Annotated in this window: 15 protein-coding genes; 4 read left to right on the top strand and 11 right to left on the bottom strand. The window is 67.5% G+C overall.

Annotated features, from left to right (window positions below; translation table 11 throughout):
* Positions 1-3 precede the first annotated feature (3 nt).
* The 3 genes from D3H54_RS31160 to D3H54_RS09980 form a co-directional block, all read right to left on the bottom strand.
* Positions 4-1,278, bottom strand: coding sequence for a hypothetical protein (locus tag D3H54_RS31160; RefSeq protein ID WP_168214824.1), 1,275 nt, complete (start codon positions 1,276-1,278; stop codon positions 4-6).
* 145 nt (positions 1,279-1,423) lie between these two features.
* Positions 1,424-1,798: a hypothetical protein gene (locus D3H54_RS09985; RefSeq protein ID WP_286199194.1), complete on the bottom strand. Its 375-nt coding sequence runs from the start codon at positions 1,796-1,798 to the stop codon at positions 1,424-1,426.
* Positions 1,780-3,156, bottom strand: coding sequence for a hypothetical protein (locus D3H54_RS09980; protein WP_149378905.1), 1,377 nt, complete (start codon positions 3,154-3,156; stop codon positions 1,780-1,782). The genes D3H54_RS09985 and D3H54_RS09980 overlap by 19 nt, the downstream gene beginning before the upstream one ends.
* Before the next feature lie 84 nt (positions 3,157-3,240).
* Here D3H54_RS09980 and D3H54_RS09975 point away from each other — a divergent pair, with 84 nt between their 5' ends.
* On the top strand, positions 3,241-4,611 hold the full coding sequence (locus D3H54_RS09975) for a flavin monoamine oxidase family protein (RefSeq protein WP_149378904.1): 1,371 nt from the start codon (positions 3,241-3,243) through the stop codon (positions 4,609-4,611).
* A gap of 118 nt (positions 4,612-4,729) precedes the next feature.
* On the opposite strand, the gene D3H54_RS09970 is transcribed toward D3H54_RS09975, so the two are convergent.
* Positions 4,730-6,358, bottom strand: coding sequence for a metallophosphoesterase (locus D3H54_RS09970; protein WP_210419724.1), 1,629 nt, complete (start codon positions 6,356-6,358; stop codon positions 4,730-4,732).
* Positions 6,359-6,599: 241 nt separating this feature from the next.
* On the opposite strand from D3H54_RS09970, the gene D3H54_RS09965 reads away from it, so the two are divergent.
* Positions 6,600-7,769: a serine hydrolase domain-containing protein gene (locus D3H54_RS09965; protein WP_210419723.1), complete on the top strand. Its 1,170-nt coding sequence runs from the start codon at positions 6,600-6,602 to the stop codon at positions 7,767-7,769.
* A 54-nt stretch (positions 7,770-7,823) separates the two neighbouring features.
* Entirely contained in the window at positions 7,824-8,657 is an 834-nt protein-coding gene (locus D3H54_RS09960) for a DUF1542 domain-containing protein (protein WP_149383447.1), read from the top strand.
* Positions 8,658-8,720: 63 nt separating this feature from the next.
* Here the strand turns inward: D3H54_RS09960 and D3H54_RS09955 are convergent, their stop codons facing one another.
* Genes D3H54_RS09955 through D3H54_RS09925 form a run of 7 tightly spaced genes read right to left on the bottom strand, consistent with a single transcriptional unit; the run spans position 8,721 to position 15,207 of the window.
* Positions 8,721-10,409, bottom strand: a complete 1,689-nt coding sequence (locus D3H54_RS09955; protein WP_149378902.1) for a cation:proton antiporter — start codon at positions 10,407-10,409, stop codon at positions 8,721-8,723.
* Between the two features lie 36 nt (positions 10,410-10,445).
* Positions 10,446-11,237, bottom strand: coding sequence for an Fpg/Nei family DNA glycosylase (locus tag D3H54_RS09950; RefSeq protein WP_149378901.1), 792 nt, complete (start codon positions 11,235-11,237; stop codon positions 10,446-10,448).
* A 3-nt stretch (positions 11,238-11,240) separates the two neighbouring features.
* Positions 11,241-11,720 carry a ribose-5-phosphate isomerase gene (locus D3H54_RS09945; RefSeq protein WP_149378900.1) on the bottom strand — a complete coding sequence of 160 codons (480 nt, stop codon included), beginning with the start codon at positions 11,718-11,720 and terminating at the stop codon, positions 11,241-11,243.
* A 26-nt stretch (positions 11,721-11,746) separates the two neighbouring features.
* The gene (locus D3H54_RS09940) at positions 11,747-12,700 is read right to left on the bottom strand and encodes an isopenicillin N synthase family dioxygenase (protein ID WP_149378899.1); all 954 of its coding nucleotides are present in this window, start codon (positions 12,698-12,700) and stop codon (positions 11,747-11,749) included.
* Positions 12,697-13,143: a nucleoside deaminase gene (locus D3H54_RS09935; protein ID WP_149378898.1), complete on the bottom strand. Its 447-nt coding sequence runs from the start codon at positions 13,141-13,143 to the stop codon at positions 12,697-12,699. Before D3H54_RS09935 ends, D3H54_RS09940 begins: the two co-directional genes overlap by 4 nt.
* On the bottom strand, positions 13,140-14,549 hold the full coding sequence (locus tag D3H54_RS09930; RefSeq protein WP_149378897.1) for a purine-cytosine permease family protein: 1,410 nt from the start codon (positions 14,547-14,549) through the stop codon (positions 13,140-13,142). The genes D3H54_RS09935 and D3H54_RS09930 overlap by 4 nt, the downstream gene beginning before the upstream one ends.
* Before the next feature lie 49 nt (positions 14,550-14,598).
* Complete coding sequence (locus tag D3H54_RS09925; protein ID WP_036344309.1) at positions 14,599-15,207, bottom strand: mycothiol-dependent nitroreductase Rv2466c family protein; 609 nt, start codon at positions 15,205-15,207, stop codon at positions 14,599-14,601.
* 85 nt (positions 15,208-15,292) lie between these two features.
* Here D3H54_RS09925 and pepN point away from each other — a divergent pair, with 85 nt between their 5' ends.
* On the top strand, positions 15,293-17,854 hold the full coding sequence (gene pepN / locus D3H54_RS09920) for an aminopeptidase N (protein ID WP_149378896.1): 2,562 nt from the start codon (positions 15,293-15,295) through the stop codon (positions 17,852-17,854).
* Positions 17,855-17,860: the final 6 nt, after the last annotated feature.

The raw sequence follows: 17,860 nt of genomic DNA, 5'->3' as shown, positions 1-17,860 counted from the left end.
GAGCTACGGGGCGCCTGCGCCCGCGTTGCCGTTATGGCTGCCCGGGGTGCTCCCGACGCCCTCCCCGCCCAATCCGGCCGGGCCTCGCCCACCGCCGGGCCCACTGCGGCCGGTGCTGCCACCGTCGCCGCCGATGCCGGTACCCGGAAGCGACTGAGCGTTGCCGCCCTGGCCGCCGGCGCCGCCGGTCTGGCGAATCCCATGGCTGTCGCCGCCGTTTCCACCGTGACCACCGGTGGCTGTGCTGGTGACGACATTGCTGCCGGCCGCACCGCCGGTTCCGCCATCGCCGCCCCGGCCGGTTATCCGTCCGCCTTCTCCCCCGGTGCCCCCGTCACCGCCGACCGCATTGCCCTTACTGGAGCCGCTTCCACCCGCGCCGCCGGCACCGCCACCCCCGATGGTTCCCGCGCGACCGCCATTGCCGCCCGCTCCCCCGCGGGCGGTACCGGTTCCGGCATTTCCCGTTCCGCCTTGGCCACCGTCACCACCGCGCCCCAGCACCCCGGCGTTGCCGCCCTGTCCTCCGCGGCCGCCGTTGGCTCCACCGGTATCGAGGTTTTGACCGGTGCCGCCGTTGCCACCCTTACCGCCGTTGCCGATCAGCAGTCCGCCGTTGCCGCCCTTACCCCCTTGACGACCGATGGATGCGGTTCCCTGCGTGCCGGTGAAATCGCCGCCCCTGCCGCCGTCGCCCCCGTTGCCGAACAATCCGGCGCTCCCACCATTGCCGGCCCTCCCGTTCTCGACCGACTGCAGCCCGTCGCCGCCACGCCCGCCGTTGCCGAACAGCATGCCGCCACGGCCCCCGTCCTGGCCGGTCCCGCCGTCAAACCCGTTGCCTATCAACAACCCTGCGTCGGGATGCGCAGCGGTGCCGTTACTGATGTAGACAGCAACGAACGCGCGGATCTGGCCCGCGATGGCCGCCGGCGTAGGCAGCGCCGGCACCGCGGCGGGTCGGCGGTGTCCACCGGGGTGCACACTGCTCACACGGGGATGGAATGGGACCACCGGGCTCGGCGCCGCACTGCTCACACGGGCCCGCTGCGGCACGTTGAGCGGTGCCGGCTCGGTGCGTGACGCGACCGCCTCGGCAATCGATCCGTTTGCGCCTGAGGCCGTTTCGCCGGTGGCCGCGATCAGCCGGTTGGGAGTGGGCGGCCCGGACTCGCGATGCAGCGATGCGGTCAGAACAATCGGCTGGGTATGCATCGCCGGCGCCGCCGCAGGTGGATCACCCGGGAAATGCATTGCCGCCGTGGCGAGTACATTCATCGCCGTTACCGTGATCACCCTCGTTGCGGCATGCGCCATCGCCCCGACCCTTCCGTGAGATTCGTCTTCGTTGACTCCCTCGGTTCACGACGGGGACGGTAGAGATGGTTCACAGCGATTTAGTGATCTGCGTCACATTGGGTGATCAGCCGCCGGTTCCGTTGTCAAGACCGAGGTGGGTGATGAAATACCAAGGGATACCGACCCATTGAGCGCCAGCGACGCCGACGAGTGCGACCAGGCCGGCGAACAACCCGATGGCGCGAACCTTGGACCTGATCGGCGAAAGTGCCAGCACCAGGAAGAACAGCACGAAAACCCACTGCGCCCACATCAGCAGCCGCTTGGGCGTCTCGGCTGCTCGGTCATAGTCGGTGAGATGCGAGTCCGGGAAGCCGGCGAAGTACAGATCGTTGGCTGCCATGACAGCCAACAGCAATGCGGCAACCGCGCAGACCGCGCACACCACCCGCAGGGCGATCCCCCACCCCGGACCCGGCATCACATACTGCGCTGCCATGACCGGTACACCACCCGGCCGACCGTCGCCGGATCGGGATCGGGTGCACCGACCGAGACATCCAGTCCCGAATGATCCTCGAGGGCAAGCACTTTCCGGAATTCGCAGGCCACGTCACCGTCGGCGTCACGCTCGGGATACTTGAAATAGCGGGTGTGCGCGAGCCCCGGGGCCGACCGTTCGGGGAGATTGCCGCTGACCGCGATATCGCGGACGCCTGGTCCGAACAGCGGCCCCAGCGCCCCGCCGAACCAGTCGCCGCGGATAGCACCCCGCCGCACGGGGAACCAGAGGTTGGTCCAGCGGGTCACCGCGAACGGCGACAGGCCACCCATCGTCGTCGACTCCGCGGATTCATCGTCCAGCGGCGGACAACTGCACACCACACCCCGACGGATCAATGAGCCGAACAGTGCGTGCCGTCTGTCGACGCGACCACACCCGCCGAGAATCGGTGGCCGTGCGACGAACACGTCGGCCAGCGCCATTGGTGTCCCGATGGTCACGAAATCAGTTATCCGCCATGGGTTTCCCAGCCGCCGAAGGTCCTGCCACCGGGAGAACTGCTGGCGCTGGAAGTCCTCGGCGGAGCCATAGGCCTCAACCTCGGTCGACGACCTCGGGGCCGGATCTGGCACGGACCGCAGCTCGTGCATCTCGGCCCACAACGCGGTGAGGGCGTCATAGGCGATGTAGCCGCCGATGCCGTGCCCTACGACGACCACCCGCGCATAGCGCCCCTGCTGCAGTGTGTACAACAAGTCGACGAGACCACCGCGGATCGCGCGCCGCGCCGCGTGGGATTCCGGCGCTATGTCGAAGTACCTGGCGACGTTTACGAAGCCCGTGGTCAGAAAGCTGCGGGTCAACGCTCGCGGGAGTAGACGGAACACGGCCAACGCGACGGTCAGGACCACCACGCTGGTCGCGACGCCGATGATCCAGCCGGCCACTCCGGTGTGCAGGAAATAGCCACCCACGACGAACAGCGCCACGATGACGGCCAGGGGAATGAGCACCGTCAGCGCCACCACGCGCCAGATGCCGAACAACTGGTCGGGCACGTGGCGGGGACGCCGTATCAAGACCCGCGCCAGGGCGGGGATGAAGCCTGCGTACCGAGCGCTCATCATCAGGAAAGACCAGTCGTATTCAAAGAGATCGACGCCCGACGGCGCGGCGTAGCGGCGCGCCTCGTAGGAGTCGGTGATCTCAATGGGCTGCGCGTGGTACTCCCAACGGCCACCGTCCGGTGTCAACGCCGTCTTGGCGAAATCGTCGAGGACATCCATGGGTCGGCGTTCGAGCAAACCGTGTACGAACACCACGGCGGTTCGTACGGACTCGTCGGTGCTCATTGTCCTCCCAGGGACCGTGCGGCGGGCAGGTCAATACTTTGCCAAACGCCCGCACGATGTGTACCGCGAAGCGCACCATAAGCCATGGCCGCTGTGGATTTCTGCGTGGTCGGCGCAGGCTTTGCCGGGCTGACTGCCGCCTTGCGACTGAAACAGGCGGGCCGATCGGTGACCCTGCTGGAAGCCCGCGATCGGGTCGGCGGGCGCACCTTCACCGTCGACGGCCCCGACGGCATCTGGATCGACCGGGGCGGCGCCTGGATCGGACCGGGCCAAGATGCCATCTACGGGTTGATGAAGGAATTCGGCGTCGGCAGCTACAAGCAGTACACCGACGGCGACGCCATGATGGTCGTCGACGGCAAGCATTATCGCTACGAGGGCACCATCCCGTTGACCATGAGTCCCTGGGCGGCGCTGAATATGGGCGCGGTGTTCCTCGACCTGACCCGGCTGTGCAAGACGATCCCCCTCGAGGCGCCGTGGGAGGCCAAGAACGCCGACAAGCTTGACCGCATCACCTACGCCTCCTGGCTCAACGACCGCACACTGTCCAAGCCCGCGCACACCTTGCTCGAAGCGGCGATCGCCGGCCTCTTCACATCGGCAGCATCGGAGACGTCGATGTTGTTCGTACTCCGTCAGCTGGCGTCCGGCGGCGGGCCATCCTTCGTGCTCGGCATCAAGGACGGGTCGCAGGATTCCCGCATCATCGGCGGCATGGGTGCGGTGTCCGGCAAGATGGCCGCCGCACTCGGGGACTCACTGCATCTGAATCAGCCTGTGCGGCGCATCATTCAGGACGACGACGGTGTCACCGTCGAGGCCGACGGCATGACCGTGCGAGCGCAACGGGTGATCGTGGCCGTACCGATCGCGATCGCGAGCCACATCCTCTACGAGCCGATGCTTCCGGTGGACCGAGCATTCCTGCACCAGCGCATCCCGAGTGGCGCTGTCGTGAAGATCAACATCGTCTACGACGAGCCGTTCTGGCGACAAGCGGGGTTGACGGGCCAGACCTTCGCACCCGGAACGCTGGCGACACTGACCATCGACGCCTCCACCGACGCGCCCCGACCCGGGGTGATGTGTGTGATCACCGAGGGCCCCGAAGGCCGCCGCTATTCCAAGATGGATCCGGACGCGCGCAAAAAGGAAGTGCTGGCGCAGCTGGTGGAACGCTTCGGCCCACGGGCCGCCAACCCGGTGGCGTACCTCGACCAGGACTGGAGCGTCGAAAGGTATTCGGGCGGAGGCATGCTCAGCCACTGCCCGCCCGGTGTGCTCACCGAATTCGGGCCGGCGATCACTGAGCCCTGCGGCCGTATCCATTGGGCAGGCACGGAAACATCCGGCGTCATGCACGGCTGGGTGGACGGTGCAGTCCGCTCCGGCGAGCGCGCGGCCAAGGAAGTCATGGCGACGGAACCCGCGATCGCCGGACGGCCCTGAGCGCCCAAAGCAGCTGTCGGAGCAGACTCCGGGCGAGACATGCCAGGGTCGGTCACCCCCGGAATCGGCCGACGCAGGCTGGGCGCCATGCACTTCGACGTCTGGTGAGCGGAGCAGCCTAAGCGCGAACCTGCCTGCGGTAGGTCAACTTGTCGAACTCCCGGCCGTATTCGTCGACGGCAGTCACGTCCATCTCGCTCATCAGGTTGCCGGGCCGCACATCGACCCGGATGAAGGCGTAGTTGCGGAACCGCACCCTCGACCAGCCGACTGCTTCGGTCTGCTTGTGGCCGTCGGCCGTCCAGACGTAGCTGTTGCCCACGAAGGTGTCGGGTGCCACGTTGTCGCGGTAACTCTCCGGTTCGCCGGGCTGAAAGTTGTACCGCGGCCGTCCAGCTGACCCCACCGTGTAGTAGACAGTGCCATCAGTCTCCGGGTAGACGGTCGCATTGTCCTCGGCTGCCCGCGTCGGAGCGCCGCCCCGGATCGGGTCGGACCGTTCGAACACGTGGTTGTGGCCCTGCAACACCAGATCCACCTGGTAGCGGTCGAACAGCGGCACCCACGCAGCCCGCACACCGCCGTCGCTGGCGTGGGCCTCGGTGGTCGAGTAGGCACAGTGATGGAAGAAGCAGACGATGAAGTCGATGTCGGGATCGGCCCGATGCGCCGCCAAAGTCTTTTCCACCCAACTATTTTGAGCGCCGCCGGAGTAACCCTTGTTGGCGGTGATCTCGTAGCTGACATCGTTGGCGTCCAGCGAGAGCACCGCGACGTTGCCATAAGTGAACGAGTAGACCGACGGGCAGCCGGACGGGCCGTTGCCCGGAAAGTCGAGCCGTGCGAGGTGCCCGCCGTACCCGTGCACCGGGTAGGCGGCTTCCATGTCATGGTTGCCGGTGGCGAACATCCACGGCGTCGTCGAGGCGCTGGCCTCGATGGAATTCAGATACACGTCCCAGACATACGGGTTGAACTTGTCGAAACCCTTGGGCGCATCACCCTTTCGGACGAATTGCGGCGGCTTGCCCGCCCCGGACGGGTCGGCGTAGGCGATGTCGCCGGCGAGCACATGGAAATCCGGACGCGCCGCCACGATCTGATCGAGCACGTTGCCGGTGTGCGACACGGTCGGATCGTTGTCGGATTTGTAATAGCTGTCGTCGTAATCGCCACGGGTGAGACCGGGCGGAGCCAGCGGCGTCTCGTCGGTGCCCTGGTCCCCCATCATCGTGAACCGGAACCAGCCCACCGCATCTCGCGCACTGGGCATGGCGGTCGCGGCGGACCGCACGTCGCTGACGAAGCCGTCGTCGGTGCGCCACCGGTAGAAATGCGGGGTGCGCCCGGCCAGTCCGTCCACGGGCGCGTGGACGTAGAACTGCTCGGCCGAGAGCACACCGCCGCTGCTGTCCGGGATCTGGGTCACCAGGTTGCGCACCTCCGCCTCGACCGTCGCACCCAGCCCTGGCGTCGGGCCGTGGTCGAGGAAGACCTTGGTGGCGCCCGGATTGCGCGACAGCTGGCCGGCCAGCCGTAGCTGACTCGTGGCGTCGGTGCCGTAGCCGACCCGCCGGCCGGCCACCGCCAACGGCGCGTCCTGGGCGTAGGCGCGTCGCCCGAACGGGGCGGCCCCGAGCGCCGCCACGGCTGCTGCGGCCGCCGATCCGCGCAGGAAGTTGCGCCGCGACACCGGGCGGGCGCGCAGATAGCTCTGATGCCATTCGTACTGCTCGGCCATCGTCATCCGGCTCGCGAGCGCCGGCGGAATGCCCGTATCGGGAATCTCCACACCAGGATCGTGGCGCACGGGCCTGCGAGAACGCCAAACCGGCCGGAAAATCCAAGTGAACAAATCTGCCCAGCGTCGGCGCTAATTACAGGGTGGTTTCGATTCCGCTCCAATCGTCCTCACAACTTTGCTGGCTAACCTGACCGCCGTAGATTCAGGCGATACCCGGCGGCCAGGAGGGGCGTTGAGCGACCACATCCCCATCGGCGGTGCGTGCGCCGCGGGTTTTGGCGCGGTGCGCGACGCCTTCGAGGCGAACTTCACCTCTCGCGATGAGGTCGGCGCGGCGGTCGCCGTGTGGGTCGACGGGGATCTGGTGGTCAATCTGTGGGGCGGCTATGCCGATGCCCGTCGGCGCCGGCGGTGGCGCCAGGACACGCTGGCCAGCGTGTTCTCCGGCACCAAAGGGCTGACAAGCACGTGTGTGCATCTGCTCGCCGATCGCGGCGAGCTCGACCTGCACGCCCCGGTCGCCCGGTACTGGCCGGAGTTCGCGTCGAACGGCAAGCAGGACATCACGATCGCGTCGGTGCTGGGGCACCGCTCCGGTGTGATCGGGCCTCGCACCCGCATGCATTGGAGCGACACCACCGACTGGGACCGGGTGTGCGCCGACCTCGCCGCCGCCGAGCCGTGGTGGCCGCCGGGCACAGCACAGGGCTACCACATGGTCAGCTTCGGGTTCATTCTCGGCGAGGTCGTCCGCCGGGTCACCGGGCGCACGATCGGCCAGTATCTGCGGACCGAGATCGCCGAGCCGATGGGCGTCGACGTCCACATCGGTCTGCCTGCCGCCGAACACCATCGGTGCGCGGAGATGATCAACAAACCCCACATTCGCGATGTCCTGGCCAACGGCCAGGCACCGGGCTATCCGACCTCGCTCGCCGAACATCCGATGGCCGGGATGGCCGTCGCGATGGGCTTCGTCCCCGACGACGAACTGGGCTCCAACGAGCTCGACCGGTGGCGTGTCAGCGAGTTCCCGAGCACCAACGGCCACGTGTCGGCACTCGGTCTGGCCACGTTCTACAACGGGCTCGCACAGGAAAAGCTGCTCAGCCGAGATCATCTGGAGGCGGTGCGGGTCTCGCAGGGAGGCTTCGATCCCGACGTCGTGCTCGGGCCGCGGGTCGCCGATCACGGCTGGGGCCTGGGCTACATGCTCAATCAACGCGGGGTCGCCGGCCCCAACCTGAGAAGCTTCGGGCACGGCGGCTCGGGCGGCTCCTACGGGTTCGTCGACCTCGAGCACCGCATCGGCTACGCCTACGTGATGAACTATTTCGACGCCACCAAGTGCAATGCGGACCCGCGCAGCACCGCGCTCAGCGATGAGGTGTACCGCGCTCTCGGCGTGCTCTGATGAGCTAATTCTCGTTCTCCGGAGCACTTTCACAGGATCGGTACTGTGGACGCCATGAACGGTGTGCTGGTCGTGCTCATCCTGGTCGTCATCGGCGTGATCGTGTTGGCGGTGGTGAGTTCGTCGCGGGCCTCGGGCAATCGCAATGCGGCCGCGCTGGCCGATGCGAAGGCCGACGCCCGGCGGGTGATCGAGCGCCTCGGCGGGCAGGTGCTCAACCTGTCCGGCAACAACGAGGCCGCCACCCAGGCAATGGCCGACGCCTCCGAGCGGTTCACCGCCGCCTCTTCCCAGATCGATCAGGCCACCACCGCCAAGCAGGCGATGCTGGCCAAGGAGAGCGCGATCGAAGGGCTGTACTACGTGCGCGCCGCCCGCACCGCGATGGGCATGGATCCAGGCCCCGAGCTGGAGACGGTGTCCGGCCAGAAGGCCGCGGGCGCGGTGACCGAGGACCGCAAGGTGCAGTTCGAGGGCCGCGAGATCGAGGCCTCCCCGACGCCGAGTCAGCGGACCCCGAACTACTACCCCGGCGGCCGGGTCGCAGGGCGTCCGGTGCCGGCGGGTTGGTATTCCGAGCCGTGGTGGAAGACGGCACTGGTCGCCGGCGCCTGGGGTGTCGGGTCGGTGCTGTTGTTCGACGCACTGTTCTCCGGCATGAACGGCGTCGACTACGGCGCCTCGGGATTCGAGAACGGCTTCGGTTCGGGTTTCGACCAGGGCTACGACCAGGGTTTTGACCAGGGTCTGGATGCCGGCGGCCAGGACGGCGGTTGGGGCGGCGGCGACGGCGGCGGCTGGGACGGCGGCGGCCTGGGCGACAGCGGCGGCTGGGGTGGCGGCGACTTCGGCGGCGGTGACTTCGGCGGCGGGTTCGGCGACTTCTAGATCCGGTGGGCTGGGGGTACCGCCCGGCCGCAGGCGAGGGGGCGAGCGTAGCGACCCGGGAAATTAGATCCGGCTCTCCATCCGGGCTGTCACGCTGGCTTCCTGCAAGTCCAGCCTGTCGAGCATCGCGCGCACGGCCTCATCGTCGATGCGTCCCTCATCGCGCTCGGTGATCAACGCCGCACGTTGCGCGGCAAGCACATTGCGGTACAGCGTCGAGAACACCTCCGCGCGCAGGTCGTGCTCTTCGGGGTCCGGCATCTCGTCGGCATCCTTGGAGTGGCGAGCGATCCAGTTGCGAATCTCGGTCAGCACGTGCGGGTCGAGGCCCGCCGGCGGCTCGGCCTCGAACCGGGCCAGCACTTCGTCGGCCGCGAGGTGCACGGTGTGCTCGGTTTTGTAGGTTTCCTCGCGGTCGTAGATCCGGTCGTCCTCTCGTGAGGACAGATGCAGGCGGCGGATCAGCGGCGGCAGCGTCCACCCCTGCAGCAGCAGCGTGCCCACCGCGACGGCGAATGCGATCGCCTGGATGGTGGCCCGCTCCGGGAACGGCTCGCCGCTGGCGACGGTCGGCGGGATACCTGCCGCGGCGGCCAACGTCACCACACCACGCATCCCGGTCCACGACACCACGACGTTTTCCTGCCAGGTCAACGCTGTGTGGTCGATCATGGAGCGCCACTTGCCTTTTGGCTTGCCTGGCTTGCGGACGCCGAGTGCGCCGCGACTGCCTTCGGGGATCGGCACACTCAGCCTGCGGTCGACGTGACGGGACAGCACACCGCGGCCGAACATCACGAACACCGACAGTGGACGGATCACCAGCACGATCGCCAGCACCACCAGCGCAGCGATGCCCACCTCCGCCAGCGACTCGTGGGCGTCGCGCAGATCCTCCAGGACGAAGCGCAGATGCAGACCGATATAGGCGAAGACGAACGCCTCCAGCAGCACGTCGACGGAGTGCCAGACATAGCGTTCCTGCAGCCGGGTCTGGTAGCCGGCGCTCAAGGTGCCGCTGCCGACGACGAACCCGGCAGCCACCACCGCCAGCACGCCGGAGGCGTGGAATCGCTCGGCGGTGATGTACGCGGCGAACGGCACCACCAGGCCTTGGATCGTCTCCAGGCTGGCGCTGTTGAGGCGTTCGCGAATCCACAGGGTCACGTAGCCGAGCGCAACGCCCACCACCGGACCGACCAGCGCGCTGTAGCCGAACAGCAGCAGCGGGTTGGCAATGAAGGTGTGGGTGCCGGCGACCTGTGCGACGGCGATCGAGAACAACGCCAGCGCGGCGGCGTCGTTGATCAGGCTCTCGCCGGTCAGGATCGTCATCACCCGCTTGGGCAAGCCCAGCTTGCGGCCGACGGCGACGGCGGTGACAGCATCGGGCGGCGCGACGATGGCGCCGAGCACCAGCGCGGTCGCGAACGTCAGCGGCACCACGACCAGCCATGCGGACACCGCGGCCACCGTGAACGCGGTGACCACGACCAGACCCACCCCGAGGCCCAGAATCGGCTTGATGTTGCGCATGAACGCCGGAAACGAGAAGTCCAGCGCCGCTGAGTACAACAGTGGCGGCAAAACGACCGAGAGCAGGACGTGGGAATCCAGTTCAGGCGCGGTGAACCCGGGCAGGAACGACGCGGCGATGCCCACGACGACGATCATCAGGGCGGGTTCCAGGCCACGGTTCTTGGCGATCGCCGCGACGACGATGGCGCCGACGACGACGAGAATCAGTTCCATACAAGCATTCTCGCGGGTGCCGCCCGGCAGCGCTGATCACACCTGGCAGGTAGGGCACCAAAACACGTTGCGACCTTCCAATTCGGCGGTCCGGATCGGGGTCGCGCACACTCGGCAGGGCTCACTGGCGCGCCGGTACACGTAGGTGCGTGGACGGTTCGGGGCGTACGAGGGCGCACCGTGATCGTGCTCGGGCCGCACCACCACGATCTTGCCTCGCCGCACGCCCACCTTCATCAGCGCGACCAGGTCGGTCCAGGCATCGGCGAACTCGGCCTCGGAGACGTCCCGGCCCAGCCGGTACGGGTCGAGGTGATGCCGAAAGAGCAATTCGCTGCGGTACACGTTGCCCACCCCGGCGATTACGCTCTGGTCCATCAGCAGGGCGCCGATGGTCTTGCGGGACTTCGAGATTCGAGCCCACGGCAGCGCAGGGTCGGCATCCCGGCGCAGCGGGTCGGGCCCGAGCCGGGCCACGATGGCCGCTACCTGGGCTTCGTCGATCACCTCGCAGGCCGTCGGACCGCGCAGGTCAGTGCCCCATTCGTCGCCGACGATCCGCATCCGCACCTGACCGACCGGCAGCGGCATCGGCACCGGCATCTCGGTGAAGGTGCCGTACAGCCCCAGGTGGACGTGCACGATCGGACCGCCGTCGTAGTGGTGGAACAGGTGCTTGCCCCAGACCGAGGCCTGGGTGAACAGCCGGCCGTTGACGATGGAGGCGTCGGTGAACCTGCCCTGTGGACTCGACACGGCTGCCGGCGCGCCGGCGAACCGGCGCTGATGCAGCCGCGCGAGTCGGTGAAGGGTATGCCCTTCCGGCACAGGTCAGGCCGGGGCGCCGGGTACCGGCGGCGCGACGTGGGTGCGCTCGTACTCGTTGAGGATGTCGATACGGCGTTGGTGCCGTGGCGCTTTCGACCACGGGGTGGACAGGAATGCGTCGACGATCGCCAGCGCCTCCTCTTGGGTGTGCATGCGTCCGCCGATGCCGATCAGCTGGGCGTTGTTGTGCTCGCGGGCCAGCGAGGCGGTCTCGGTGCTCCAGGCCAGCGCGCAGCGGGCGCCGGGCACCTTGTTGGCCGCGATCTGCTCGCCGTTGCCCGAGCCGCCGAGCACGATGCCCAGGCTGTCGGGGTCGGCGACGGTGCGCACCGCGGCCGCGATGCAGAAGGCCGGGTAGTCGTCGTCGGCGTCGTAGCTGTAGGCGCCGCAGTCGATCGGCTCGTGACCACCGTTTTTCAGGTGCTCGATGATGGCTTGCTTGAGTTCGTATCCGGCATGGTCAGAGCCGAGGTAGACACGCATGGCCGTTACCTTACTTCGGCACGCGGTCAGCCCACAGTGATGGCGTCCAGCCGCTCCTTGATGAAGGCCGACGTCGTCACCGGCGCCAACCCGGGCACCCGCCCGACCGGCGGCTCCAGCGGAGTGATGAGCGCGTCGTGGTTGGCCTCGTAGAAGTAGATCAGCGAGATCAGGTCCTCTTCGGGCGCGTGCGGCTGCGGGGGCAGCACCCGGTGCCGCCCGGACGGCCAGCGTCGCCCGCTCCAGTACTCGAGCAGGTCGCCGATGTTGATGGTCAGTGCCGCGGGATCATACGGCGCGTCTTCCCATCCGTCGGCTTCGGAAAAGACTTGCAGCCCACCGGCTCCGGGCTCGCGGTCCAGGATCGTCACGGTGCCGAAGTCGGTGTGTGGGCCGATCCGGAACTGACCCGGTTCGGGCTCGCCGACGACGCTGACCGGTGGGTAGTGGTTGATGTTCATCGTCCAGGTCGGGCGGTCGGCCAGGGCGACGAAGGGGTTCTCCGCCAGCCCGAGCGCGTGCGCCATCAGGGCCAGCAGATCGTCGGCCAGCCGGTGCACGGCCGCGGTGTAGGAATTGACCAGCGGCTGCAGCTCGGCCACCTCGGCGGGCCAGACGTTGGGCGCGAACCAGATCCGGTCAACGTCGGGGTCGCCGACGGCCGTTTCCGCGCCCAGGCTGTAGCTCTCCTTGAGGTCGGGCGGCGTCTCGGTGCCCTCGGCGTAGGCGTTGGCTTCCGCGCCGGGAGCGATCCAGCCATGCCCGCCGACCGGCACCGAGTACCGGCGCTTGACGTCGTCGGGCAGGCTGAAGAACTTCCGCGACGCCGCCCGCACGCCGGCGGCCAGCTCCGGATCGATGCCGTGCCCGGTGACCAGTATGAAACCGGCCTGTTGCAGCCCCTCGTCGAGTTCGGCGGCGACGGCGTCGGCCTGCTCTCCCCCGGCGTACCAGCGGGAGATGTCGATGGTGGCGATCACTCGGCGACTCCGATGTCCTCGTTCCACAGGTACGGCTTGTCGGCGATGAACTGGTTGAGCATGTCGAAGCAGCGGTCGTCGTCGAGCACGGTGATCTTCACTCCGAGTTCGGCCAATTCCGGGTGTCCCCACACGATGGTCCGGGCGTCGCCGATCACCAGCGCCCCGATGTTGAACTGGCGGACCAGACCGCAGCAGTACCAACAGGGTGACAGCGTGGTGGCCATGATCGTGGAGCGGTAGTCGGTCTGGCGGCCGGCGTTGCGGAACGCCGAGGTCTCGCCGTGGATCGACGGATCATCGAGCTGCACCCGCATGTTGTGCCCGCTGCCCAGCAACTCCCCGTCGGCACTGAACAATGCGGCGCCGATCGGAATTCCGCCCTCCGCCAAGCCCTTTCGGGCCTCATCATAGGCGACGTCGAGCATCTCCTCCGGCGTCATACCGCGGCGCGTTCGGCGGTGATCTTCGATCGGCATAGCACAAGATAACTTGCCCCGGCGATCAGGAAGCCGACGAAGAAGGTGATGTCGCCGAGCGCAGGCACCGCCCTGGCGATGTAGCCGACGAACTTCTCCTGGTTGGAGAACAGCAACACCGACACCACCAGGCCGAGGCCGAACGACGCGAAGCCGCCCCAGTTCGCATAGCTGCGGTCGTAGAGGAATCCGGCGATGGGCTGACCCCGGCGCAGGTACTGGTCGGCGAACACCACGCCCAGCCACGGTCCGATCCAGTACGCGATGATCAGCAGGAAGGCCTCATAGCTGGCGGCGGCGTCGGCCAGCGCCCACCAGGCGATCGCGAAACCGGCGACGCCGAAGAACACCGTCACGAGGGCACGCGCGATGTGGTGCGGCAGCTTGACGCCGATGGTCACGAAAGCCATTGCGCCGGAATAGATGTTGATCGCGTTCGCGGCGATGGCACCCACCGCGATGGCCAGCAGGGTGGCCTTGGCCAGCGGCGAGGCCAGCTCGCTGGTGAACGCTTCGGTGGGGTTGTCGGACAGCGCCGGGCCGATGGTCACCGATGCGGCGCCGACGATCTCGAGGATCGTGCACGACAGGAACAACCCCAGTGAGGCGAACAATCCGGTGCGCGCCGTCGACACGGTGGCCGGCAGGTACCGGGTGTAGTCGGCGGCATAGGGCGTCCAGCCTGCGGCGTAGCCGAACGCGGTGCCCACGGTCAACAGGAATCCGCCCAGACCGCCGACGCCACCGTCGATTGCGGGTGCGTCGAAGTGGGATTTGGTGAGGATCACGACCGAGGCGACCGCGAAGATCACCGCGAGCACCGGGAACGACCAGCGCTCGAAGGCCTGGACGAGGTTGTGGCCGAAGAATGCGAACCCGGTTTGGATCAGCACGACGATGACCAATGCCGCCAGCGGCCCGATGCCGAAAAGGGTGGACAGGGCGAACGCGCCGCTGACGCTGTTGGTGGCGAACCACCCGACCCCGGCGGTCACCGACATCAGCACAGCCGGCACCGCGTTGCCCTTGAACCCGAACGCCAACCGGCCCAACACCATCTGCGGCACACCGTGCAACGGGCCCCGGGCGGACAGGAAGTAGTGCGCGATAGCGCCCAGCCCGGTGCCGATCACGATGCCGGCGACCGCCTGCCAGAAGGTCATGCCGTAAACGGCCACCGCGAGCACGCCGACGAAGATCGTCGCGAACTCCAGATTGGGTGACGTCCACGTCCAGAACAGCTGGCGCGGGTGCCCGTGCCGATCCTCGTGCGCGATGAACTCATTGCCACCAGGCTCGACGGCCACCAGCTTGTCGCGGTAGGTGCCGTCGGTTTGCACGCTCGGCTCGGTCGGGTCAGCCACTGTCATGGACTAAAAATTGTCCCAACCGAGCCGGCGCGCAACCGGAGGGGAAATTTCAGTCGAACTGCGGGGCTTCGGTCCGCGTCCGCTTCAGCTCCCAGAAGTGCGGGTAGGCCGCGAAGGTGACCGAGGCGTCCCACAACTTGCCGGCTTCCTCCCCGCGCGGGATGCGGGACAGCACCGGGCCGAAGAACGCCACGCCGTTGATGTGGATGGTCGGGGTGCCGACGTCCTCGCCGACGGCGTCCATGCCCTCGTGATGGCTCTTGCGCAGTTCGTCGTCGTACTTGTCTGAAGTGGCCGCCTCGGCGAGCTCGGCGGGCAGTCCCACCTCGGCCAGCGACTCGGCGATCACGACATCGAAATCCTTGTTGTCCTGGTCGTGGATCCGGGTGCCCATCGCGGTGTACAGCGGTGACAGGATCTCGCGGCCATGCGCCTGCTCGGCGGCGATGGCGACACGGACCGGTCCCCACGCCTTCTTCATCATCTCCTGGTACTGCTCGGGAAGGTCCCGGCCTTCGTTGAGCACGGCCAGGCTCATCACCCGGAAGTCGACGTCGATATCGCGAACCTTCTCGACCTCGAGAATCCAGCGGGAGGTGATCCAACACCACGGGCACAGCGGGTCGAACCAAAAACCGGCTACTGACTTCTCGGACATGCGGGCTCCTCCCAGCGACGGACGCAGACTTTCAACTCAACTCCTTCCAATAGAACACTGTTCCCACTGCCGCTAGGTTGGACGAGTGGCACTACCCAACCTGACTCGTGACGAGGCCATCGAGCGCGCTGCTCTGGTCACCGTCGGCAACTACTCCATCGCTCTCGACCTGACGACCGGCTCCGAGACGACCTTCCGATCCACGACGACTGTCGAATTCGAGGCGCTGCCCGGCGCCGACACGTACATCGACCTGGCGGCCGACACCGTGCACAGTGCGGTGCTCAACGGCGTCGACATCGACGTGTCCGGATACGACGAGTCCACCGGCATCGCGCTGCAGGGCCTGGAGAAGACCAACGTCTTGGTGGTCGACGCGGACTGTCGCTACTCCAACACCGGTGAAGGTCTGCACCGGTTCGTCGACCCGGTCGACAGCGAGGTGTACCTGTACTCGCAGTTCGAAACCGCGGACGCCAAGCGGATGTTCGCCTGCTTCGACCAGCCCGACCTCAAGGCCACCTTCGACGTGACGGTCACCGCGCCGTCGCACTGGCAGGTGATCTCCAACGGCGCGACGGTGTCCGTCGAAGACGGTAAGCACACCTTCGCCACCACCCCGCGGATGAGCACCTACCTGGTGGCGCTGATCGCCGGCCCGTACGCGCGCTGGGACGACGTCTACACCGACGAGCACGGCGAGATCCCGCTCGGGCTGTTCTGCCGCTCGTCGCTGGCCGAGTACATGGACGCCGAGCGGCTGTTCACCGAAACCAAGCAGGGCTTCGGCTTCTACCACCGCAACTTCGGCGTGCCGTATGCGTTCGGCAAGTACGACCAGCTCTTCGTGCCCGAATTCAACGCCGGCGCAATGGAGAATGCCGGGGCCGTGACGTTCCTGGAGGACTACGTCTTCCGGTCGAAGGTGACGCGCTACAGCTACGAGCGCCGGGCCGAGACGGTCCTGCACGAGATGGCGCACATGTGGTTCGGCGATCTCGTGACGATGACGTGGTGGGACGACCTGTGGCTCAACGAGTCGTTCGCGACGTTCGCCTCGGTGCTGTGCCAGGCCGAGGCCACCGAGTACGACCAGGCGTGGACCACCTTCGCCAATGTGGAGAAGTCGTGGGCCTACCGCCAGGACCAGCTGCCGTCGACCCATCCGGTCGCCGCCGACATCCCGGATCTGCACGCCGTCGAGGTCAACTTCGACGGCATCACCTACGCCAAGGGCGCCAGCGTGCTCAAGCAGCTCGTCGCCTACGTCGGGCTGGAGCACTTCCTGGCCGGCCTGCGTGACTACTTCGCCGCCCACGCCTTCGACAACGCCACATTCGACGACCTGCTGGGTGCGTTGGAAAAGGCGTCCGGGCGCGACCTGTCCGACTGGGGCCGTCAGTGGCTCAAGACCACCGGGTTGAACACCGTGCGTGCCGACTTCGATGTCGACGACGAGGGCCGGTTCACCCGGTTCGTGATCAATCAGGGCGGTGCGGCGCCGGGGGCCGGCGAGACCCGGGTGCACCGGCTGGCGGTCGGTGTTTACGACGACGACCCGACTACCGGCAAGCTGGTGCGGGTGCACCGCGAAGAGCTCGACATCTCCGGGCCCGTCACCGAAGTGCCCGCGCTGCAGGGGGTTTCCCGCGGCAAGCTGGTTCTGGTCAACGACGATGACCTGACCTACTGCTCGCTGCGACTGGACGACGATTCGCTGCGGACCGCGCTGAGCCGCATCGCCGATATCGACGAGCCACTGCCGCGGACGCTGGTGTGGTCGGCGGCGTGGGAGATGACCCGCGACGCCGAACTGAAGGCCCGCGATTTCGTGGCGCTGGTGATGAGTGGCGTTCAGGCCGAGACCGAGGTCGGGGTGGCGCAGCGGCTGCTGCTGCAGGCGCAGACCGCGCTGAACTCGTACGCCGATCCGCAGTGGGCGTGCTCCAACGGATGGCCGGCGTTCGCCGACCGGCTGCTGGACCTGGCGCGGGAGTCCTCCCCCGGGTCGGACCATCAGCTCGCTTTCGTCAACGCGTTGTGCTCGTCGGTGCTGCAGCTGCATCACGTGGCGGTCCTGGCGACCCTGCTGGACAACGAGCCGGCCGAGGTGAATCTGCCCGGCCTGGTGATCGACACCGATCTGCGGTGGCGCATCGTCACGGCACTGGCCGCGTCCGGAGACATCGACGGCGACGGCGTCCAGACACCGTTCATCGACGCCGAAGCGCAGCGCGATCCGACCGCCGCCGGTCGCAGGCACGCGGCCGCGGCGGCGGCGGCGCGCCCGCAGCTCGACGTGAAGAATGCGGCATGGCAGCAGGTGATCGAGGACGACACCCTGCCGAACATCACCGCACGCGCGATCATCGGCGGGTTCGTCCAGACCGGACAGAGCGCGCTGCTGCAGCCGTTCACCGAACGCTACTTCGCGGCGATTCCCGGGGTGTGGGAGCGCCGCTCCAGCGAGGTCGCGCAGACCGTGGTGATCGGCCTGTACCCGTCGTGGGACATCAGCTCCGAGGCCCTGCTGGCCGCGGACAATTTCCTGGCCGGGGAGCTGCCGACGGCGTTGCGCAGGCTCGTGCTCGAAGGCCGGGCCGGTACCGAACGCTCACTGAAAGCGCGCGCCTTCGACGCGCAGTGATCTCCC

It is taken from the genome of Mycobacterium sp. ELW1 (assembly GCF_008329905.1).
In the GTDB taxonomy this organism is placed as follows: domain Bacteria; phylum Actinomycetota; class Actinomycetes; order Mycobacteriales; family Mycobacteriaceae; genus Mycobacterium.
This window is presented reverse-complemented; position numbering and strand designations above follow the sequence as displayed.